This is a genomic window from Allocellulophaga tsushimaensis, from assembly GCF_055383085.1.
In genome coordinates this window covers 3,827,676-3,849,901 of the sequence record NZ_AP039451.1, presented here as the reverse complement: position 1 = coordinate 3,849,901, position 22,226 = coordinate 3,827,676, and the positions used below count along the sequence as shown (strand labels likewise).

The window sequence follows — 22,226 nt, the reverse complement described above, 5'->3', positions numbered from 1 at the left end:
ATTAAATTAAATTTTTCCAATACCAGTTTACAGCTTCTTTTAATCCTTTTTTAATATCGTATTGTGGATCATAGTTTAATTGTTTTTTAGCTTTTTCTATAGAAGCTAAAGAATGTGGCACATCCCCTTGACGTTGTGGGCCATAAATAATTTTTATATCTGCAATCTTTGGATCAAAATTACCTAAGTACTCTTTTAACAACGCTATTAACTCATTTAAATCAGTACGCTCCCCATATGCGGTATTATATACAGTATTAATAGCATCTTTATTTTCCGATACTATTGCTCTTACATTCATTTCAATTACATTATCAATATAGGTGAAATCTCTCGAGAAAGATCCATCACCATTAATAACCGGTGATTTATACTTCATCAACTGCATTACAAATTTCGGGATAACCGCGGCATAAGCACCATTTGGATCTTGCTTTCTTCCAAAAACATTAAAATAACGTAGGCCTATTGTCTCTAGACCATAGGTTTTACTAAAAATATCAGCATATAATTCATTAACATATTTTGTAATAGCATAAGGCGATAATGGTTTTCCAATAATGTCTTCTACTTTCGGCATATTTTTAGAATCACCATATGTAGATGAACTAGCAGCATATATAAAACGTTTTACACCAGCATCTCTTGCAGCGGTAAGCATATTTAAAAAACCAGAAACATTTACATCATTACTTGTTATAGGATCATTTATGGATCTCGGTACAGAACCTAAAGCAGCTTCATGTAATACATAATCTACATTTTTACACGCTTCATTACAATCTGTAATATTCCTTATATCACCCTCGATAAGAGTAAAATTTGGGTTAGATAATAAATGCTTAATATTATTTCTATGTCCTGTAGCAAAATTGTCTAAACAAGTTATTTTATTTCCGTTATTTATTAACGCTTCACATAGGTTAGAGCCAATAAACCCGGCACCTCCAGTAACTAAAATGTGATAATTCTTGTTTAAATTAAGTGTGTTGATATTCATTCTTTAAATTTTCGAGTGTAAAGATGTGGAAAACAAATTAAAATTAGGTGCTATTTTATATTAAATACAGTATAATATCGTTGAATTAACTATAATCTTGTATTTCTGGTTTTTAATTAAAATTATTAAACCTTATAATATAATTTGTACCATTTTATAAACTTCTCAACTCCAATTTCAATGGGGGTGTTAGGAGAGTAATGATATGTTTCAATTAAGGGGGTAACATTTGCCCAAGTTTTTTTGACATCACCTGGTTGCATTGGTAACATTTCTTTTTTAGCTTTTATACCTAGTTTTTTTTCTATTGTAGTGATAAAGTCTAATAATTTTACAGATTTGTTATTTCCAATATTAAATATATTATACTTTTCATTTGGGGAAGTTTTTTCGTTAATCGTATTTTCAATTATCTTAACCACACCTTCAGTAATATCATCTATATATGTAAAGTCACGCTCCATTTCACCATTATTAAAAACCTTTATTGGTTTTCCTTTCATAATTGCATCTGTAAACAGAAACATCGCCATATCTGGTCTGCCCCATGGGCCATAAACCGTAAAAAAACGTAGCCCAGTAGTAGAGAAATTATATAAATGACTGTATGTGTAAGCCATTAATTCATTACTTTTTTTAGTAGCTGCATAAATACTGATGGGGTGGTCTACATTATCTGTAGTTTCAAAAGGCACTTTTTTGTTTAACCCATATACACTAGAGCTACTGGCATACACTAAGTGTTTAATAGCATTATTTTTACAACATTCTAAGACATTTAAAAAACCAACAATATTACTATCAATATATGCTTTAGGATTTTCTATACTGTACCTAACTCCGGCTTGTGCGGCTAGATTACAGACAACATCAAAGGAGTGTTCTTTAAATAGCTTTGGTAGACTTTCTCTATCTTCTAAATGCATTCTAATAAAGCTAAAATTGTTTAAAGTATAACTTGTAGTTATTGTATTATACTGTTCACAATTTTCTTTTTTTATCCCAAGCGCAGATAATCTATCTATTTTTAATTTAACATCATAATAATCATTAATATTATCTAAGCCTACTACTTTATGTCCATTTTCTGCTAATTTTTTAGCAGTATAAAAACCAATAAATCCTGCTACACCTGTTACTAATACTTTCATTTTTAAAAATAATGACTATCTTAAACAAAAGTATACAATAATTCTTTTCTTGTAACGTACTTCTATATTAAAAAATAAATCATAGAAGTATCTCATGAAAAATACGATAAGAGGTATGGTTTAAAGTAATTAACCGATTTTTTAAAGCATTTACCGAATTATTTTATTTGCAGCCCTCTCTTATTAAAATTTAAAAGTAAATTTACCATGTTAAAATCCCCTTAAATATTTTTACATTAAAATTTAACCATTTGAATACTAAAATACATCAAAAAATTTGGCTTTCTTCTCCACACATGGGAGGGAATGAACAACTTTATGTAAAAGAAGCTTTTGATACAAATTGGATAGCTCCGTTAGGGCCTAATGTAAATCAGTTTGAAAAAGACATCGAAAGTTATATCAGTAACAAGATTCATGTAGCAGCATTAAGTTCTGGTACTGCGGCAATACACTTGGCATTAGAATTATTAGGGGTTTCTAAAGACGACGAAGTATTATGCCAAAGTTTTACTTTTTCTGCTTCCGCTAACCCTATTATGTATCTTGGGGCTACTCCAATTTTTATTGATAGTGAAAGAGATACTTGGAATATAGATCCAGTGCTCCTAGAATCAGCAATTAAAGAGCGAATTTCTAAAGGTAAAAAGCCAAAGGCCATTATTGCAGTGCATTTATACGGAATGCCCTATAAAGTAGATGTCATCCAAGAAATATCAAAAAAGTATAATATCCCAGTTATAGAAGATAGTGCAGAAGCTTTAGGAAGTACGTATAACGGAGAAAAATGTAGTAGTTTTGGAGATATTGGTATTTTATCATTTAATGGGAATAAAATTATTACTACTTCTGGTGGTGGAGCTTTGTTAACAGAAGATATTAACATTAAGCAAAAGGCTGTTTTTTTAGCAACACAAGCAAGAGATGATGCGCCACACTACCAACATTCTAGTATAGACTATAATTATAGAATGAGTAATGTGTTAGCTGGCATAGGACGTGGACAGATTGAAGTTATTGATGATAGAGTTAAGGCGAGGAGGCAAAATTATTTTTATTACTATACCCATTTAAATGCAAATACATCTATTGAGTTTTTAGAAGAACCAAAAAAATATTTTTCTAATAGATGGTTAACTTGTATCCTAACGCCTTCTTTTGAAATAAGAGAAAAAATAAGACGAGCACTTTTAAAAGAAAATATAGAATCTAGGCCATTATGGAAACCAATGCACTTACAACCAGTATTTAAAGATGCTCCAAAATATGTAAATGGTATTTCTGAGGATTTATTTAACAGAGGTTTGTGTTTACCCAGTGGGTCTGATTTAAGAGAAGAAGATTTAGAACGAATAGTGTATACTATCAAAGAATCAATATTATGATACAGAATTACCTAAACAATACGCTTTTTAAATACGCATCTAAATGGTTAGTTCTACTTATAGATTTAGTTATTGTAGGAGTTTCTTTTATGTTATCCTATTTTATCTTATTTAATTTAACCTTGAATTTTGATATATATAGATTGCCGTTACAACTTATTTTTGTAATAGGTATAGCTCTTGTAGCATTTATCATTACAGGTTCTTATAAAGGAGTAGTACGGCATACAGGGGTAAGAGATGTATATAATATATTTAATGCCATTTGTTTGTCTAGTATCATCACTATTTTTGCAATTATTAGTAATAGACAATTTAATTTCCTTGATGACTTTACCATACCACTATCTATAATAATCATTCATAGTTTAGTTAGTTTTGTTTCTTTAACGGCTTCTAGGTACGTTTTTAAAGGATTGTATTATAATCTTATAAACACTTTTAAGGCAACTAAAAATGTACTTATTTATGGTGCTGGAGAATCTGGTATATTAACACATAATGCTATTACAAGCCATTCTAAAAGTAATATAAAGGTTGTAGGTTATATAGATAACAACCGTCAAAAAGTTGGGAAACAAATTAATGGTGTTAAAGTATTTGATAAAGATGTTCTCACTGAAAGTTTTATATTAAAAAAAGATATTTCGGAGGTTATTTTTTCGATCCAAAATATTGACCATAATAAATTACGTAAACTTGTTGAAGATTTTGTTGATTACCCAGTTTTGGTGAAAATTGTACCTCCAGTAGAAGACTGGATTAATGGAGAATTGAATGCTTCTCAAATAAAGAAGGTACAAATAGAAGATCTATTAGACAGGGCGCCAATTACTATAAAAAATTCTAAAATTTATAAAGAATTAGAAGATAAAGTAGTTTTAGTTTCTGGTGGAGCAGGATCAATAGGAAGCGAAATAGTAAGACAGATTTGCACCTATAAGTATAAGTCTTTAATTATTATTGATCAAGCAGAGTCTGCACTATACGATTTGCAACAAGAATTAAAACAAAATGGTTTTCATAATTTTATTCCTATTGTATCTGATATTAGAGATAAGAATAGAATGAACAATTTTTTTCAAGAATATCAGCCAGATATTGTTTTTCATGCTGCTGCATATAAGCATGTTCCATTAATGGAATATAATTCTTATGAAGCAATTAAAATAAATGTTGCAGGAACAAAAACACTTGCAGATCTTTCTATACAATATAATGTAGACAAATTTGTATTTGTTTCTACAGATAAAGCAGTTAATCCTACAAACGTAATGGGAGCTACTAAACGTATTGCAGAGATGTATATAAGTTGTATGCAACAACAAGGCAAAACTAAATTTATTACTACGCGTTTTGGTAATGTTCTTGGGTCAAATGGTTCAGTTATACCATTATTTAAAAAACAAATAGAAAAAGGGGGGCCTTTAACAGTAACACATAAGGATGTTACTCGATTTTTTATGACAATACCCGAAGCTTCTCAATTAGTGTTGGAAGCAGGAGCAATGGGAGATGGAGGAGAAATTTTTATTTTTGATATGGGAGAATCTGTTAAGATCTTTGATTTAGCAAAGAACATGATAAAATTGTCAGGTTTAAAATATCCAGAAGACATAGATATAAAAGTTACAGGTATGAGACCTGGAGAAAAGTTATATGAGGAATTATTAGCAAATGGAGAAAATACCTTACCAACATATCATAAGAAAATAATGATAAGTAAAATAAGGGAGTTAGATTATGCTAATGTTAGAGCTAATATTGATGAGTTATGTGTTACTAATATGTTTTTTGATGGTGATACAGTGCGTTTGATAAAGCAAATAGTACCAGAATATATATCCAAAAATTCAGAACTTTCTAAGCTAGATGATAAAAACAAAAGTTTAGATAATTCTACAAATATTGAGAACAAGGCTTTACTGCCCTAAAAAATCCCTAATATTGTATAAAATATTATTTAATTATGTTAAAAACTAGATATTTATATCTTTTATTATTAATAAGCTCCATCTGTATGACATCATGTGGTTCTAAAAAAGAAGTAGTTTATTTTCAAGATTCTAAGGATTTTGAAACTTTAATAGGAGATAATTATTTTGAACCTAAATTTAAAGTTGATGATGAAGTAGTCATATTAGTATCAACGGCAAACCCTGAAGCCAGTGCTCCTTTTAATTTATACAGCGGAACAGGAGGGGATGGAGGTCAGCAACAAGTAAGTTATCTAGTAGATAAATATGGAGAAATAGATTTTCCGGTTTTAGGAAAAATTAAAGTAGCAGGGCTATCGCCAGAAGAGCTTAGAGTTTTCTTATACAAAAAATTAGATGGTTACCTAAAAGATCCAATTATTAACATACGATTAAATAACTTTACAGTTACTATTTTAGGAGAGGTAAATGCACCAGGAACATACCAAGTAATTGGAGAGCAAATTACCATTTTAGAAGCTCTTGGATTAGCAGGTGATTTGGGAAGAAAAGCAATACGGAATAATATTATGATTATTAGAGATTATAGTGGTACAAAAGTTATCAGTAGAATTGATTTAACTTCTAAAGAGGCATTCAATAATCCATCTTATTACTTAACTCAAAATGATATTATTTATGTAGAACCTAATAAGTCTGCTATATCTGAGTCTAGATCTGATGGTAGATTGGGTGTTGTTCTATCTTTAATAGGTATTGCTATAACTACAGCTACACTTATTACTAATTAATATAATTCATACTCATAGTTGATGAATACTAATCTAGAAGATAATATATCCAGTTCTTTTAATATTAAGGATATCATAAAGCCATATCTAAAAAAGTGGTATTGGTTTTTTATTTCCTTACTAATTTTTTTATTTGCTGCATATTTATTAATCAGATATACTGTGCCGCTGTATTCAGCAGAAGCTAAAATTCAAATACTTGCGGAAGAAAATTTAAATCCTGAATTGAATCTTTTTAAAGATTTAAATGATTCGGGCTCTTCATCTTCTGGCGCCATAGAAGATGAAATACTTTCGTTTAAATCTAAATCTAATGTTATTGAAGTTGTTGAAAGTTTAGGTTTAAATCAAACAATAACGCAGTTAGGAGGGTTTTTGGATAGCGAAATTTATAGAGGCTCTCCTTTTAAAGTAAATTATATAGCACCAGATTCTATTATAAAACAATCTAGTATTACTTTTTATATACAGCCTTTATCAGGAACTACCTTTGGTTATTCAGTTGACAAAAATAAACCTGTAAAAGAGTTTTCATATGGAAATAACTTACCATCTTCGGTTGGTGATTTAGTTATAACACCTAATTCTGACAAATTAGATAATTATAATGGCAAAAAATTTGAAGTCAAATTAAGACCAGTTACAGCTGTAGCACAAAGCTACAGAAATAGGGTGAACGTGTTTCCTGCTCAAAAGTCTTCTACCATATTAAACATTGGTCTTAATGATCCAGTACAAGAGAAAGCACAAGATATTATTAATGCATTAATAGATGTATATAACAGAAATGCAGTTGCTGATCAAAAAGCGCTTGCTGATAGAACTTCTGAATTTATTAATACTAGAATTGAAAATATATATTCGGATTTATCTTCTGTAGATCAAACAGCACAAGATTTTAAAACAAAGAGAAGAATTGTTGATTTGGGGTCGGAAGCTAATTCAAATTTAAGCGCAGGAAATGCAAATGAACAGGCATTAATAGAAGCTTCTACACAATTAAACATTGCTGAGTCTATGAACAATATTCTGGATAATACAGCCAGTAATAATGATTTGTTACCCTCTAATGTTGGTTTGTCTGATGGAGCCATTGCTGCTACAGCAGCTCGGTATAATGAGTTGGTATTAGAACGCAAACGCTTACTTAAAAGTTCAAGTGAGAAAAATCCAATAATAGTAAATTTAGATGAACAATTAAATGGATTAAAGCGTAATATGAGAACTAGTATTACAAGCATTAAAAATGTTCTAAATTTACAAGTTAATAATCTGAGTAATCAACAAGCTAAGATAAATTCTAGTTTATATTCTGCTCCTAAAAATGAGAGAGCCTTAAGAGATATTACAAGAAAACAACAAACAAAAGAATCTCTTTATCTATATTTATTACAAAAGCGCGAAGAATCTCAAATTACGTATGCTTCTGCTAAACCAAAATCAAGAGTTATTGATAGTGCTTCTAGTGGAAGTTCTTATCCTGTGGCGCCAAACAAAAAAATTATTTACTTTGGGGCTTTTGTTTTCAGCTTATTTTTACCATTTTCCATCATATATGTTTCTGACTTATTAGATAATAAAATTCATAATAAAATTGAATTAGAAAAAATAATTAATGATGTACCTATATTAGCCGAGTTACCGAAAATAAAAAGAAAATCATCTAAAATAATCATTAAAGATGATCGCTCTGTACTTGCAGAATCATTAAGAATATTAAGAACTAATTTAGATTATTTAATAAAATCAAATACGAAGAATAGTAAAAATAATGTCGTATTTATTACTTCTAGTGTTCCAGGAGAAGGTAAAACATTTTTGTCTTCTAACTTAAGTATGATTCTTTCAAATACAAATAAAAAAGTGCTGCTTTTAGGTGCAGATATTAGAAATCCTAAAATCCAATCATTTTTTGATCAAAATAAATCCAATATAGATTCTCTTGATAAATCTAAAATTGGAATTGGAGGTTTAACCGAATATTTATATGATAGTACTATTAGTTTAAAAGATATTACCAATACGATACTAGTAAATTCAAATAGCTTAGATATTATTTATTCTGGAAAAATACCACCAAATCCTTCAGAATTGTTAATGAGTAACAAGATGAAAGATTTGTTCGAAGAAGTATCTGAACTTTATGATTATGTTATTGTTGATACAGCACCATTAATGTCTGTAACAGATACACTTTTAATATCTGAATATGCCAACCATATCATCTATGTAACACGGGCTAACATGACTGAAACAAAAGTTTTAGAATATCCTATAAAACTTAAGAAAGAAGGTAAGCTAAAAGGACTATCTTTCATAGTTAACGATGTTAAGCAAACAGAATTAGGCTATGGTGGTAAATACGGTTATGGTTACAGTGCTACTGAAAAGAAATGGTGGAAATTTTGGAAAAGTGCTTAATTTACACCAAATGTTTTTATAGTATACTTTATTACAGGAAGTATTTGTTGTAGTGTTTTCTTAGAAATGGTAATCTCTTTAAGAGCCTTTAGTTGTTGCATATGATGAACATCACTACCTACAAAATCTATTTGCCCTTTATGAAGTAGTTTTATAGCGTTTTTTTGAACATCTCTGCCATAATATTCTCCTAATGATAATAAATTAAGCTGAAATAAAACACCTTGATTCCTATAGATTCCATATTTGTTAGTATTTTTTAAATACATATAACGTTCTGGATGCGCTAAAATAGGATATAATCGGTTTTTAGCTATTTTTAGTATAGCTTCCTCAAAATTTATTGATGCCTGTAAATAAGACATTTCAACAAGAATATAATCTTTGTGCAATGGCATAATAGAATTCGTATTTAGTATCTTTTCAAAGTTAGAATCTATCATGTGTTCCGCGGAAGCTTCAACAGAAATAAAGCGCAGACTCTCTTTAACTATTTCATTTTTTAGTATTGCTAATGCTTCGTTAATTGTATGTGGAGTATTTGGATAATAATTATCCATGATATGGGGTGTGGCTATAAAATGTTCAACACCGATATTAGAAAAACCTTTAATGAGTGCAATTGACTCTTTTACTGTTTTTGCTCCATCATCAATACCAGGTAAAATATGATTATGAATATCTATAAGACCTTCTAAATAATCTGCCAGAAATATTTTTTTACTAAAAATATGGAACATATTTTAGGTTTTATTAATACTAAATAATTGCAAAAATACTATTGCTCAATTAATTATTAGTATAACTTATTAAAATAATATATAAATAACAAAGCTAGTCTGTTTTTTAAACAAACTAGCTTTATTAGAAGTTTTCTATTTTTTATTAGAATCTAACAGATAATTTACCTCTTAGTGAAAAAGGAGTACCTGGTGTAAATGTAATTTCTTCAACAGAATTCACTTCATTACGTAATCTAGTTTCTGTTGCAAATTGAGTTTCATTCCATTCAGTATCAAATAAATTTTCTACAATTAATCCAAAAGACCAATTTTTAGTAAAATTATAATTTAAATTTAAATCTGTCACAAAATATCCTTCTGCTACAATAGAATTATCTTCATTTGCAGGTCTATCATCTACCAAACGGTAGTTAATACCGCCAGAGAATTTACCTAGGTTACGAATACTTAACCCACCACCAGAAGTTAAATCTGGAGCTAGAGGAATAAAATCTTGCCCATCTGGTTCATCAATACTTCTCGCTAATGTATAATTAACATCTGCATTGGCATATAACCAATCTGTTAATTGGTAACGAATACCAAAATCTACACCAAAACGTCTAGATCGTCCACTTGGTTCTACAACAGCTTCATCACCTACATACACAAACTCTTGTTCTAATGCTAAGCCCCAAACACCAGCATTTACAACAATACGGTTAGTTGGTTTAAAAATTGTTCCTAAATCTAATCCAAAAGCAGATGGTAAGGTCTCTAAGCTTTCATCATTTCCATTGTTTAATCCTAAACCTTGAGGATTAGTAACTACTCTACTATCATTAGAGTGGAAACCAAAACCAGATTTAAAGAATAATTGGAAATTTTGAGTTGGAGTATAAATTACATTAAATTTTGGACTTATAATAACATCATCTGTTTGTCTATCATCAAATAAATTTGGATTTACTTGAACTCCATCTTCCTCACCAGAAATAAAGTTGTTATATCCAAACTTAAAATAATCTAAACGTACTCCTGGAATAAAGCTCCAATCTCTAGTTTTGTAGGTTAAACTCGCAAAACCATAACCGTTTAACTCATCTACATCACCAAATGCTAAACGCTCTAAAAGCTCTCTTCTATTACGAGTACGAGATAATTGTACATCGTTATTATCATCGTATCGGAATCCAAAACCACTTTCAAAACTAATTTGTGTATCATGATCTTCTACATGAAAATTTTTCTCATATGCAGTCTCAGCACCTATAATTGTTCTACTTTCAGATTGTCTAATTTGATCTCCATCAACAGGGTTATTTAAGAAAAATGTAAAGTTTGAAAACAATTCAAAATCATATTTAGAAATAAAAGCTTTTGTTTTAATTCTTTGATGCTCATCTAACTGTTTGGTATGGTTTACCCATATATTAGATCTACTTGTAGTACCCCCTTCAGTATCATCTATTGCTCCAAACCTTGTAATTAAACCTTGGTCAACCGCACGTTGTGGTATTTGCCCAGAGGCATTCCATCTACTTTGAAAATGTGATACTGAAAGCGTTAATTCTTCATCTTCATAATTGTTAAAATTATAGCGACCTAAAATATTAATTCTATTAAAATTTTGTGGAGATTCAAAAAAACCATCTGTAAATACAGCTTCTGATGCTATATAAGCATTACTAAACTCACCTTCTGAAACTTTTATTAATCCTACAGCTCTAAGGGTATTGAATTGACCTACTTCAAGCGTAAAAGAATTATTGTCTATTTTATTTTTTATGTTTAGATCAATATATCCTGCAGTATTAAAATTACCTTTATTAGCATAATAAGGACCTTTTCCAAAATCAATATTATCTATTGTTTCGGGTATTAAAAAGTGTAAATCGGCATAACCTTGTCCGTGAGCATGTGAAGGTAAATTTACTGGTAAACCATCTACATTAATAGCTACGTCTGTACCATGATCTACATCAAAACCTCTTAAAAATATTTGTTCAGCTTTACCACCACCAGCATGTTGTCCAATAATAAGACCTGGAACTTTTCTAAGAATTTCCTGTGAAGATTTAACAGGGTTCACTTTCACATCTATATTAACAAGTTTTGTTAACACGTCTACTTTAGAAACTAAGGTAACCTGTTCTAAAGAAACAGCGGCTTCTAACAATATGATATTTACAGTTGCATCTAATTGACTTTCTGTTATGGTAATTTCTTGCGTTTTAAACCCAAGGCTATTAATATTAATTAGATCACCTACAGAAATATCATCTAATTCAAAATAACCAGATATATTACTTATTGCATAACCTCCTGTAGTTTTATTTACAATAGTAACCCCTTCAAGTGGTACATTTGCTTCATCTACTATGGTGCCTTTTAAATCGTGCGCACTAACACTTCCTATAAAAGCAAAAATAAATATGCTTCTTATGATAAAATTTTTCATTATATTTTTATTAGTAGTTAACTTTTATGTTAACCCTTTATACTTTAATTATTTTTTTGAAATGAGATTGATATTCATTTAGCAACAAACACTACAATTTTACATTTATATCATAAATGAAAATAAGTGAGGTAAAATAATAGGTTTAAATACTAAATTAGTGTTGCGCTATCTTTTGGAGGCGGGTATTTTTTGTTTTGATAGATAGTTATAAAACTTTCTTCAATCGCTATTGGTATACTTTTAATAACGAAAAAGCTCTTTTTAGGAAATAAGTCAAGTTTTGATATCAAATGCTTTGATATTTTTTTCTTAAAATTATTTTTTTTGTCAATTGGGTTATCTGTATCGGATGTTTTAAATATATCACCAATCAATTCAATTAAATTATGATCATGAGATTCACTTGTTTTAAAATGACTCTCAGGTGTTGTATGGTGTTGTTGGTATTTCTCATGAGACATAATATGAGTTGGCGCCTCTAAGTTATGAGTTATAGTATGTAATACATAAGTAATTTCTTTATGAATTGGGTGTACCAAATAAAGTATTGCTATGGCAATAGCAATATTTTTTATAATTAATGACTTGTAGTCTATTTGATACATTTGGTTACTTATCGATTTTACAAATTGTTAAACAAAATACCTTAATTAGCAAGGTTTTTATTTGAGGGTGCAAATTAAACAAAGAAGGTGCTTTAATGAAAAAAAAATAGACTAAGCGTGAATTAATAGGTTTGAAAGGGAATATAAATGCTTTTTAAAACCTTTTAAAAACCTATTTTCCCTTGTAAAATTACAATTTCACTAAAAATTACTGCATAACTCTTTAAGATAATACATAGAATGATTGAATTTGAAAATTAGAATGAAAGATAACGATTTAAGTATTTTTTTGTTTAAGTTTTGTTTGATTAAATAAGTTATGATACATTGTTAGTTATCGTTGTTTTTTGCTACTAAGAAAACTTTTATTATTAACTATTTACAACATATTTTTTTATATGATAACTTTGTTGTAAAATTTCTTAACCTTTTAAGTGATGATGTCAAGAACTCCTTTAGCCTTAACGAATAGCCAAATGAAAATATGGAGTGGACAATTTCTTAACGAAAATGACCCACTATATAACATGGTTTTAACGTATGAAATTAATGGAGAAATTATGGTTGATATTTTTAAAAGAGCTTTTCAAAAACTGGTTGATACTAATGATGTTTTTCGTTTAGTTATTAAGCTCCAAGATGATATTCCAGGACAGTTTTTTTATGATAAAGTAGAGAGCTCTTTAGAATTTATAGATTTTTCTAAGGAGCATAATTCGTATCAACTATATAATCAATGGGTAGAAGAGCATAAAAGAAAAATCTTTTCAGTAGAAGCATTTTTATATCATGCCGTACTATTTAAAATAGCTGAAGGTAAATTTATTTTTTACTTAAACCAACATCACCTTATTACGGATGGTTGGGCAATGAAATATGTCTATGATTGCCTAAATACAAATTATAAAACACTAATAGATACTATAGCAGAAGCGGATACTAGTAAATCATATACTTTTGAATCTTATGCAGCGAAAAACCCATTCAAGTATGAAGAAGAAATAAGTCCTTTTTGGAAAGAAAAATTAGATCATGTTAATACGCCTACTTCTCTTTACGGTATTAAATTAAAAAATGCCTCAAGCAATGCAACAAGACTTAATTTTGATTTAGGGGTAGAAAGAACTCATAAACTTAAGGAATTAACCCAAGATAAGGATATTAGAGCTTGGACAACAGAATTAGCCTTGTCTAATGTTTTTTTAACTGCAATCAGTGCTTTAATCTATAAAATTGGAAATCAAGAAGCCTTCACTATCGGAATGCCTTTTCATAATAGAACAAATGTAAAAGAAAAGCAAACAGCCGGTTTATTTATGGAATTGTTTCCCGTAGATGTGTTGGTAGAAAAACAAGAAACACTGATTGGCCTTTTTCAAAAAATGAAAAATGAATCTTTTGAGGTAATTAAGCAATCTGTTTTAGCTAAGCCTCCTGTAGATTTATTAAAGTCATTTAATGTGTTACTTAATTACATTCCTGTAGCCTTAGATGATTTTTCTGGAATGCCAATGAAGTGTAATTGGATCCTTTCCGATCATTTAGATGCAAATCACCATATCAGATTGCAAATTCAGGATTTTAATAATGAAGGTAATTATAAGTTACAGTTTGATTTAAATAATGATGTATTTCCAACAGATCAGGTAAATTACATAGCAGATCATTTTATCAAAATTATTGATGCATTTATTGAAGATAAAAATCAAAAAATAAATGATATTAACCTTATCACGGCTGAAGAGGTTGCAAAAATAAAAGAATGGAATGCTACAACTGTTGTGTATGATGAAAACGAAACATTACTTTCTAAATTTGAAAACCAAGTTAAAGAAACGCCAAATGCTATAGCACTACTGCATAAAGATCAAAAATTAACTTATAAAGATTTAGATGAAAAATCGAATCAGGTAGCTCATTTTTTAATAAAAAAAGGCGTTCAAAAAGGAGCTATTGTTGCGATTAGTTTAGAAAGGTCATTAGAGATGATGATTTATATTTATGGGGTTATTAAAGCAGGAGCTGCATATTTACCGTTAGATACTGGTATACCCATGCAGAGATTGAAATTTATAATAGAAGATGCTAAGGTTAAGCACCTCTTTTATAATCATACTAATATAGATGTAGCTATCCAAGAAACAGTTCAGTGTTATAAAATAGCAACTATTGCCGAAGAAATTTCGTTACAAGATCTTTATAAACCCTCAGTAGAAATAACACCAGACCATTTAGCATATGTAATTTATACATCTGGTAGTACAGGGGAGCCAAAAGGAGTAAAATGTCATCATAGAGGGGTTTGCAATCGTTTAAATTGGATGAGAGAAGACTATCCAATAACGAATAGTGATGTTCTAATTCAAAAAACGCCAATTACGTTTGATGTATCTGTCCCAGAATTATTTTTTCCACTGCAAATTGGTGCTACACTAGTTGTAGAAGTACATAAAGGACACCAAGATCCAGACGGACTCATAAAAACAATATTAAATTATGGAGTCACTATAATTCATTTTGTGCCATCTATGTTAGCTGTTTTTATAGAAACAGTTGGTGTAGAACAATGTAAAAACCTTAGAATAATTTTTTGTAGTGGTGAAGCGCTATCTGTGCCAGTAGTACAAAAAACATATGCTAAACTAGATGTAGAAATTCATAATCTATATGGTCCTACAGAGGCATCTGTAGAAGTATCTAGGTGGCATTGCACAAAAGATAGTGGTTTGGATAGCATTCCAATTGGGCATCCAGTTGCAAATACGCAACTGTACATATTGGATGAGTCTTTGCGTCAAGTCCCAATAGGAGTAAGTGGTGAGTTACATATAGCTGGTACACAAGTGGCTATGGGTTATTTAAATAGGGATGCATTAACGAATGAGCGTTTTGTAAAAAATATTTTTTCTGATGATAATACAGCTAAAATGTATAAAACAGGAGATTTAGTTAGATATAGAGCAGATGGAGCAATAGAATATTTAGGAAGAACAGATACGCAAATTAAACTGAGAGGCTTACGAATAGAATTAGGGGAGATAGAAAAAAGTTTAGAAAAGTATCCGCATATCTCTCAGGCGATAGTTAAAGTTAATAAACAAGAAAATAATCAAGAATATTTAGTTGCATATTATACAGGTAAAGAAGTAGATGAAGAAGCTGTAAAAGAACGGATAGGAGAAAATTTACCAGATTATATGATCCCTTCTTTTTTTATGCATGTAAAGCAATTTGAGTTATTATCTAGTGGTAAAATAAATAGAAAAAAACTACCACAACATTTTATAAACGATACGCAAGTAGCTAAAAGTTACTTAGCTCCTAGAAATGAGATAGAAGAAATTATAGTAGCTGTTTGGAAAGAAGTCTTGAAATTAGATGAAATAGGAGTAGATGAAAATTTTATTCAGATAGGAGGTAATTCCCTTAATGCCATGGTCATAACTTCTCGATTAAAGGCAGCTTTTGAGTTAGATTTATCTATAGCACTTGTATTTAAATATAATACTATAATAGCATATGCAGCATATATAGAAAAAACAATAATAGCATTATTAGAAGAAGAGTAAGATTGGAACTTCTTTAGATTGATAATGACCGAGTATACAAAGAGTACTTTTATTTTTATGTAAAAGAAATGCAAATGCTTAGATCTTAAGGTGTGAAAATGATAAATAGAATAGAAACCTATATTGTTGACTCTTTTACAGATATGCCTTTTAAAGGTAACCCTGCCGGTGTATGTTTAATGGATCAAAAATTGCCCGATGCGCAGATGCAATCTATTGCAAAAGAATTAGGGTTTTCAGAGACAGCGTTTGTATTTAAAACCGATAATCAAGAAAAATTTTTGATTCGTTATTTTTCACCCATCATGGAAATTCCACTTTGCGGGCATGCAACATTAGCAGCTTCTAAAGTTCTTTTTGAAAAGAATACTGAAATAAATGGAATTCATTTTAAAAATATTCAGGATTTAGATTTAATAATCAAAGGGGATGGAGACAAAATTGAAATGGAATTTCCAGTTTATAATACAGTTCCACAAGAGGTGCCAGATGAATTGTTACATGCCTTAGGAATAGAGGAAATATTGAATAGTGCGTATAATAAAGAAACAAATATTTTACTACTTGAAATAGAAAGTAGTGAGGTGTTAAATAGTTTATCACCAGATTTTGAAAGATTAAAACAATCACATCATTCCATAAATGGGGTATTAATTACCGCAATTTCTCAAAAGAAAGATTTTGATTTTGAGTCGAGATATTTCTGGCCTTGGAGCGGAACAAATGAAGATCCTGTAACTGGTGGAACACATACTTTTTTAGCAAAATATTGGAGCAAACGTTTGCATAAAACCAAAATGAATTCATATCAATGTTCAGAAAGGACAGGTTTTATGGAAGTAGAGTTGATTAATGATAAAAAAGTAATCATAAAAAGTGAAGCACAAATCGTTTTTCAAGGAATGTTAAGAATATAAGTCTGACTTATTTTTATTTCATAGTATGGCTACATACCAAAGTTGGTTTTTAAAAACATATTAATTCATAATAAAAACCTTATATTTGCACGCAATTAAATTTATAATTGCTATGCAAGCACATCTTGATAAAATTCTTGGAGAAGGTCTTACTTATGATGACGTACTCTTAGTTCCTGCCTTTTCAGAAGTACTTCCAAGAGAAGTAAGTATCAAAGCAAAATTTACTAGAAATATAACCATAAACGTTCCTGTTGTATCAGCTGCAATGGATACTGTAACAGAATCTAAAATGGCAATCGCTATGGCACAAGAAGGTGGCATAGGGGTTTTACATAAAAATATGTCCATAGAAAGGCAAGCCATGAAAGTGCGTAAAGTAAAACGTGCTGAAAGTGGTATGATTATAGATCCAGTAACATTACCCTTAAATTCTATTGTTAGAGACGCTAAAGCTAATATGAAAGAGCATAGTATTGGTGGTATTCCAATAGTAGATGACGATGGTAAGTTAATAGGTATTGTGACCAATAGAGATTTAAGATTCGAAAAAAATAATGATAGACCTATTGCTGAGGTAATGACTTCAGAAAATTTAGTAACAGTTGGCGAAGGAACATCATTAGAGCAAGCAGAAGATATTCTGCAAGAAAATAAAATAGAAAAACTTCCAGTAGTAGATAAAACCAATAAGTTAGTTGGTTTAATTACGTTTAGAGATATTACAAAACTGACGCAAAAGCCTATTGCGAATAAAGATCAATACGGTAGGCTGCGTGTAGCAGCTGCTTTAGGAGTAACCCATGATGCTGTTGAGAGAGCAGAGGCTTTAGTAAATGCAGGAGTTGATGCCGTGGTTATAGATACAGCACACGGCCATACTAAAGGTGTGGTTACCGTTTTAAAGGAAGTAAAAAAGAAATTTCCAAAGTTAGAAGTTATTGTAGGGAACATCGCAACAGGTGAAGCAGCTAAATATTTAGTTGCTGCGGGGGCAGATGCCGTAAAAGTTGGTATAGGACCAGGATCTATATGTACAACACGTGTAGTTGCAGGAGTTGGTTTTCCCCAGTTTTCGGCGGTACTAGAAGTCGCAGCGGCCATAAAAGGTTCTGGAGTTCCAGTAATTGCAGATGGAGGAATCCGTTACACTGGAGATATTCCAAAGGCAATTGCAGCGGGTGCGGATACGGTAATGTTAGGATCTCTTTTAGCAGGAACAAAAGAATCTCCAGGAGAAACCATTATTTACGAAGGGCGTAAGTTTAAATCGTATAGAGGAATGGGGTCTGTAGAAGCAATGAAAGAAGGCTCTAAAGATCGCTATTTTCAAGATGTAGAGGACGATATTAAAAAATTAGTACCCGAGGGTATTGTAGGGCGTGTTCCGTATAAAGGAGAACTGTATGAAAGTATACATCAGTTTGTTGGAGGATTAAGAGCAGGAATGGGCTATTGCGGTGCAAAAGATATTGAAACCTTAAAAGAGAATGGAAGATTTGTAAAAATCACGGCTAGTGGAATTAACGAAAGCCATCCACATGATGTAACCATAACAAAAGAATCACCTAATTATAGCAGATAACTTTTTTAAATAGTATAATTATAAAATAGAAAAAGGGATTGTTATTTTGAACAATCCCTTTTTCTATTTTATTTTAATATGTAAATTAACCGCCAATATTACCTATAACAGGTAATTTTTCTTCTTTTAGGTTCATTGCATTTATTATTCCTAAAATTGTTAAGACCCAAGGAATATAACCTAAATAAGCTATTGCTCCGATACCTGTAACCATTACTAGTACATTAGACACAATATTAATAATTACTAAAAGAATAAAAACTTTTAATGATTGCTTAATATGAAAATTAACAAATTCGTTTTGTTTGTCTTTATTAGAAAAATAGGCAATAAGTAGTCCTATTAATGTTACATAACTAATAATAGCCATTGTTTTTCCTTCTTCTTTTGTTGTTTGATCCATAATTTAATTTAGTTTTTAGATTGTTTATTTATTGTAATGATAACTCAAATATAATTATTTTAGTATCAGGGAGTTATTTATTACACCATAAACAAGCCCTTTTTGTTTTTTTCCTAGCAATGCAGCATTTTTGGAAGTAGAATGTATAGTATTTTCATTTAGTACGCTATCTCCATCTGGATTAAATAAAGTTAAACAGGCTTTAGCACCTTCTTTTATTTGTGGCGTTTCTAAACCAAATCGTTCTCTTCCTTTGGTTAACAAGCTAATGGAAATTTCTAAATCTAATAGGTAATTTAGACTTCCAAAAGCACTTTCGAGCCCAATAGTTCCATAAGCAGCATTATCAAATTCTACTTTTTTTTCTTCAATATTTATAGGAGTATGATCTGTAGTCACAAAATCAATAGTATTATCTTTTAACCCTTTTATTATCGCTTTTTGATCTGTTTTAGTACGTAATGGAGGCATTACTTTATAATTGGTGTCATATTCGTGTAAAACGTCATCCGATAAAATTAAATTATGAATAGCAACGCTACAACTTACATCTAAGCCTTTTTTCTTTGCGTCAGCAATCAACTTTACGGCATTTGCAGTAGAAATAGTTGGGATATGCAATTTTCCTCCAGTATATTCTAATATAAATAAATCTCTAGCTATTTGGATATCTTCAGCTAAAGCAGGAATACCTTTAAGCCCTAGTTTTGTAGAGTTTTCACCTTCATTAACAATACCTTTTCCAGCAATTTTTGTGTCTAAAGGAAAAGAATAAATAAGTCCGTCAAAACTTTGGGCATATTGCAGTGCTATTTTTATGAGATTAGAATTACTAACGGCATGTTTATAATCGTAAAAGCCTACAGCACCAGCATTTTTCATATCATATAACTCTGCTAAATCTTTGCCAGCAGCATGTACAGATAAAGTCCCAAGCGGATATAAATTTGTAGCCTGATTTTTCCCAGCATTTTTTAAAAATGCAATATGCGAAGAAGAATCGGGGAGGGGCTTGGTATTAGGATTTAATACAATATCGGTAAAACCACTTTTCGAGGCAGTAAATAAACCATTTTCTATCGTTTCTCTATCTTCATATCCAGGTTCGCCAAAAGCCACCCCACTATCAAACCATCCTAGAGATACATGTAGGTTGTCTAATTGAATAACAGTAGTTTTTGCATTAGGAGTAATTTTTGTTGCAATAGTAGAAATGATACCATTTTTAATCCAAACATCTCTTTTTTTTAAGTGTAGCTTAGGATTCGATGCATCTACAATTTTTGCAGCTTTTAACAGTATATTCATTTTAGGTATTTTTGGATAATCACTTCAATAAAAGCAAATACTAATGCTAAAATAACAAACCATTTCCAAAGCTCGTTAATGTTATTGTCTTTCTCTAATTGTTCAAATAAATTTGCAATAGAATTTTGTTTGCTTTGCGATTTAACCGTATTTAAATCGCTATAGACCAATTCACTTTCTTTAGTAGTATAATTAAAGCTTATGTTTTTTAAAATTTCAGTATCCTTTTTTACATTGAAATTACCATTTTTAATAGGGTTTTCTGTAAAAAGCAGTCTTGTTTTATTGCTAAAAGGCCTTTGTTGAGGAATAAATTCATATTCGTTTTGCGAAACCTTTAAAATCTCATCTTTGGCCAATGTTATAGGGATTTCTATAGTGCTAGCTTTGTTAAGCGTATTATAAAGCTGATTTAATTTTAAACTGCTTACACCTACTTTATATAATGTAGGTACAATTAATGGGGAATTTTTGAAATTAGAATTTTCTGCTGAAATAGGGGCTGTAAACACATAGGTTCCGTTACCACCTACCATAAATGGCTTGCCGTTAGTATAAGAGAGAATAGCATTTAAATTACCTTTTATATTATAATGCGTATTTACTTTTGGATACTGAAAATTACTTACTTTTTTATCAAAAACATTTTCATAGAGTGGATGCGAAAAATGAATTGTTGTTATTTCTTGCCCCTGTTTCACTAGTCTTGGTGAAATAACCATATCATTATTCAAAACCATATTAAAAGAGGCAATATCACTATTTTGAGCTGGTATTAATACTAAGCTACCTCCATTTTGTTTAAAGGCCTTTAAAGTATTTTGTAAAGCATTTGGAATAGTTTCTAACGCATTAATTATAATTAAATTTTGATTCTCTAATAAGCTATAATTAAGATTTTTTAGCGTGTAAGAGGAAAAGTTAAACTCATCCTCAGTATAAATCCTCTTTAAGTAAGAAGTCTGCTCTCCAATAGCTAACACTTTAATTTTTTCCTTAGTATTAAGACTAAAATACAGTCTGTTGTCATAATCTAAATTTGGGTCAGCGATCTCTATTTTCCCAGCAATTGTTTCATTCTTTGGAAGTGAAAAGCGTACAACGGCCTTATTTAAATCGTCAAAAATTGCTGCAGTTTTTGCAATTAATTTTTCACCATTATACAAGGAAACTGGTGTTGTTTCTATTTTTGTGGTACTAGATAGTATAGTGTTTAATTCTATAGTATCTGGTGTTTCTTTATCTATATATGCACTATCAATTGCAATATTGGCAGTGCTTTCTGGAGAAAGTTGTACCAAATGCATCTGTATATCGGAGAGCGAATCTTTGCTCTTTTTTAGTATTTTCTCTTGAAAATCAGAAATAACAACTAAGTTTTTAATATTATTTTCTTCTTTACTAAATACTGTTTTAGCTTTTAATTGAATTGCATTTAACGAAAGTTGTTTTTGAGTATAGGGTAATGCTAAAAGATCGTTTTGAATATTTTTTATCTTCTTATTTTTAAAAACTTTATGGTTCGTTAAAATAGTAATGGTATTATCTTTAGGGATTACTTTTATAACTTCTTGTACGGCTGCCTCCAATAATGGGGTATTTTCTTTTTTAGCCTGCATACTAAAAGAATCATCGATATAAATAACAGTTTCTTTTTTTTGCAATGCAGTTTTTTTAGCAAAAAAAGGTTGCGCAAAACCAAGAATAATAGCTGCAAATAATAATAATCTTGTAAAAAGTAAGAGCCATTTTTTTAAAGAATTACTCTTTCTAGATTCGGCAACTACTTTTTGTAAAAATTTTACATTAGTAAAAGCTGTTTTTTTAAATTTCCGAAGCTGAAAAAGATGAATAATTATTGGAATAAGTAGTAATAATAGTGCCCAAAGAAGTTCTGGATATTTAAATTGCATTCCCAATAATTGTTTGTCAAATATAATTAAAAAGAGTTTAAAAAATTAAAGGATC

The 22,226-nt window shown here is 30.1% G+C and carries 15 protein-coding genes; 7 read left to right on the top strand and 8 right to left on the bottom strand.

Features of this window, described 5'->3' with window-relative positions; all coding sequences use genetic code 11:
* Window position 1: 1 nt before the first annotated feature.
* Both ACZ451_RS16515 and ACZ451_RS16510 read right to left on the bottom strand, forming a co-directional pair.
* Window positions 2-1,000, bottom strand: coding sequence for an SDR family oxidoreductase (locus ACZ451_RS16515; RefSeq protein WP_464214401.1), 999 nt, complete (start codon window positions 998-1,000; stop codon window positions 2-4).
* 125 nt (window positions 1,001-1,125) lie between these two features.
* Window positions 1,126-2,151 carry an NAD-dependent epimerase gene (locus tag ACZ451_RS16510; RefSeq protein ID WP_464214399.1) on the bottom strand — a complete coding sequence of 342 codons (1,026 nt, stop codon included), beginning with the start codon at window positions 2,149-2,151 and terminating at the stop codon, window positions 1,126-1,128.
* Window positions 2,152-2,447: 296 nt separating this feature from the next.
* Here ACZ451_RS16510 and ACZ451_RS16505 point away from each other — a divergent pair, with 296 nt between their 5' ends.
* The 4 genes from ACZ451_RS16505 to ACZ451_RS16490 are packed head-to-tail and all read left to right on the top strand — an operon-like array spanning window position 2,448 to window position 8,685.
* Window positions 2,448-3,536: a DegT/DnrJ/EryC1/StrS family aminotransferase gene (locus ACZ451_RS16505; RefSeq protein ID WP_464216935.1), complete on the top strand. Its 1,089-nt coding sequence runs from the start codon at window positions 2,448-2,450 to the stop codon at window positions 3,534-3,536.
* A complete protein-coding gene (locus ACZ451_RS16500) occupies window positions 3,533-5,470 on the top strand; it encodes a polysaccharide biosynthesis protein (RefSeq protein WP_464214397.1) in 1,938 nt (645 codons plus the stop codon). Before ACZ451_RS16505 ends, ACZ451_RS16500 begins: the two co-directional genes overlap by 4 nt.
* 35 nt (window positions 5,471-5,505) lie before the next feature.
* On the top strand, window positions 5,506-6,264 hold the full coding sequence (locus ACZ451_RS16495; protein ID WP_464214395.1) for a polysaccharide biosynthesis/export family protein: 759 nt from the start codon (window positions 5,506-5,508) through the stop codon (window positions 6,262-6,264).
* 21 nt (window positions 6,265-6,285) lie between these two features.
* A complete protein-coding gene (locus tag ACZ451_RS16490) occupies window positions 6,286-8,685 on the top strand; it encodes a GumC family protein (protein WP_464214393.1) in 2,400 nt (799 codons plus the stop codon).
* On the opposite strand, the gene ACZ451_RS16485 is transcribed toward ACZ451_RS16490, so the two are convergent.
* The 3 genes from ACZ451_RS16485 to ACZ451_RS16475 form a co-directional block, all read right to left on the bottom strand.
* Window positions 8,682-9,425, bottom strand: coding sequence for a tyrosine-protein phosphatase (locus ACZ451_RS16485; protein WP_464214391.1), 744 nt, complete (start codon window positions 9,423-9,425; stop codon window positions 8,682-8,684). The genes ACZ451_RS16490 and ACZ451_RS16485 overlap by 4 nt on opposite strands.
* Window positions 9,426-9,570: 145 nt before the next feature.
* Complete coding sequence (locus ACZ451_RS16480) at window positions 9,571-11,868, bottom strand: TonB-dependent receptor (protein WP_464214389.1); 2,298 nt, start codon at window positions 11,866-11,868, stop codon at window positions 9,571-9,573.
* A 152-nt stretch (window positions 11,869-12,020) separates the two neighbouring features.
* Window positions 12,021-12,476 carry a hypothetical protein gene (locus tag ACZ451_RS16475; protein ID WP_464214387.1) on the bottom strand — a complete coding sequence of 152 codons (456 nt, stop codon included), beginning with the start codon at window positions 12,474-12,476 and terminating at the stop codon, window positions 12,021-12,023.
* A gap of 437 nt (window positions 12,477-12,913) precedes the next feature.
* Here ACZ451_RS16475 and ACZ451_RS16470 point away from each other — a divergent pair, with 437 nt between their 5' ends.
* The 3 genes from ACZ451_RS16470 (at window position 12,914) to guaB (ending at window position 18,547) form a co-directional block, all read left to right on the top strand.
* Window positions 12,914-16,045: a non-ribosomal peptide synthetase gene (locus ACZ451_RS16470; RefSeq protein ID WP_464214385.1), complete on the top strand. Its 3,132-nt coding sequence runs from the start codon at window positions 12,914-12,916 to the stop codon at window positions 16,043-16,045.
* Between the two features lie 98 nt (window positions 16,046-16,143).
* Complete coding sequence (locus tag ACZ451_RS16465) at window positions 16,144-16,962, top strand: PhzF family phenazine biosynthesis protein (protein ID WP_464214383.1); 819 nt, start codon at window positions 16,144-16,146, stop codon at window positions 16,960-16,962.
* Between the two features lie 112 nt (window positions 16,963-17,074).
* On the top strand, window positions 17,075-18,547 hold the full coding sequence (guaB, locus tag ACZ451_RS16460; protein WP_464214381.1) for an IMP dehydrogenase: 1,473 nt from the start codon (window positions 17,075-17,077) through the stop codon (window positions 18,545-18,547).
* Window positions 18,548-18,632: 85 nt separating this feature from the next.
* On the opposite strand, the gene ACZ451_RS16455 is transcribed toward guaB, so the two are convergent.
* Genes ACZ451_RS16455 through ACZ451_RS16445 form a run of 3 tightly spaced genes read right to left on the bottom strand, consistent with a single transcriptional unit; the run spans window position 18,633 to window position 22,171 of the window.
* A complete protein-coding gene (locus ACZ451_RS16455; protein ID WP_464214379.1) occupies window positions 18,633-18,950 on the bottom strand; it encodes a magnetosome magnetite crystal formation protein family in 318 nt (105 codons plus the stop codon).
* Window positions 18,951-19,004: 54 nt separating this feature from the next.
* Window positions 19,005-20,258: a dihydroorotase gene (locus ACZ451_RS16450; RefSeq protein ID WP_464214377.1), complete on the bottom strand. Its 1,254-nt coding sequence runs from the start codon at window positions 20,256-20,258 to the stop codon at window positions 19,005-19,007.
* Window positions 20,255-22,171, bottom strand: coding sequence for a BatA domain-containing protein (locus ACZ451_RS16445; protein ID WP_464214375.1), 1,917 nt, complete (start codon window positions 22,169-22,171; stop codon window positions 20,255-20,257). Before ACZ451_RS16445 ends, ACZ451_RS16450 begins: the two co-directional genes overlap by 4 nt.
* Between the last annotated feature and the right edge of the window lie 55 nt (window positions 22,172-22,226).

Coding starts and splice junctions, on each gene's coding strand:
- ACZ451_RS16445 (WP_464214375.1), bottom strand. CDS start 22,171: ATGCAATTTAAATATCCAGAACTTCTTTGGGCACTATTATTACTACTT.
- ACZ451_RS16510 (WP_464214399.1), bottom strand. CDS start 2,151: ATGAAAGTATTAGTAACAGGTGTAGCAGGATTTATTGGTTTTTATACT.
- ACZ451_RS16480 (WP_464214389.1), bottom strand. CDS start 11,868: ATGAAAAATTTTATCATAAGAAGCATATTTATTTTTGCTTTTATAGGA.
- ACZ451_RS16490 (WP_464214393.1), top strand. CDS start 6,286: ATGAATACTAATCTAGAAGATAATATATCCAGTTCTTTTAATATTAAG.
- ACZ451_RS16500 (WP_464214397.1), top strand. CDS start 3,533: ATGATACAGAATTACCTAAACAATACGCTTTTTAAATACGCATCTAAA.
- ACZ451_RS16475 (WP_464214387.1), bottom strand. CDS start 12,476: ATGTATCAAATAGACTACAAGTCATTAATTATAAAAAATATTGCTATT.
- ACZ451_RS16455 (WP_464214379.1), bottom strand. CDS start 18,950: ATGGATCAAACAACAAAAGAAGAAGGAAAAACAATGGCTATTATTAGT.
- ACZ451_RS16505 (WP_464216935.1), top strand. CDS start 2,448: ATGGGAGGGAATGAACAACTTTATGTAAAAGAAGCTTTTGATACAAAT.
- ACZ451_RS16470 (WP_464214385.1), top strand. CDS start 12,914: ATGATGTCAAGAACTCCTTTAGCCTTAACGAATAGCCAAATGAAAATA.
- ACZ451_RS16450 (WP_464214377.1), bottom strand. CDS start 20,258: ATGAATATACTGTTAAAAGCTGCAAAAATTGTAGATGCATCGAATCCT.
- ACZ451_RS16515 (WP_464214401.1), bottom strand. CDS start 1,000: ATGAATATCAACACACTTAATTTAAACAAGAATTATCACATTTTAGTT.
- ACZ451_RS16465 (WP_464214383.1), top strand. CDS start 16,144: ATGATAAATAGAATAGAAACCTATATTGTTGACTCTTTTACAGATATG.
- guaB (WP_464214381.1), top strand. CDS start 17,075: ATGCAAGCACATCTTGATAAAATTCTTGGAGAAGGTCTTACTTATGAT.
- ACZ451_RS16495 (WP_464214395.1), top strand. CDS start 5,506: ATGTTAAAAACTAGATATTTATATCTTTTATTATTAATAAGCTCCATC.
- ACZ451_RS16485 (WP_464214391.1), bottom strand. CDS start 9,425: ATGTTCCATATTTTTAGTAAAAAAATATTTCTGGCAGATTATTTAGAA.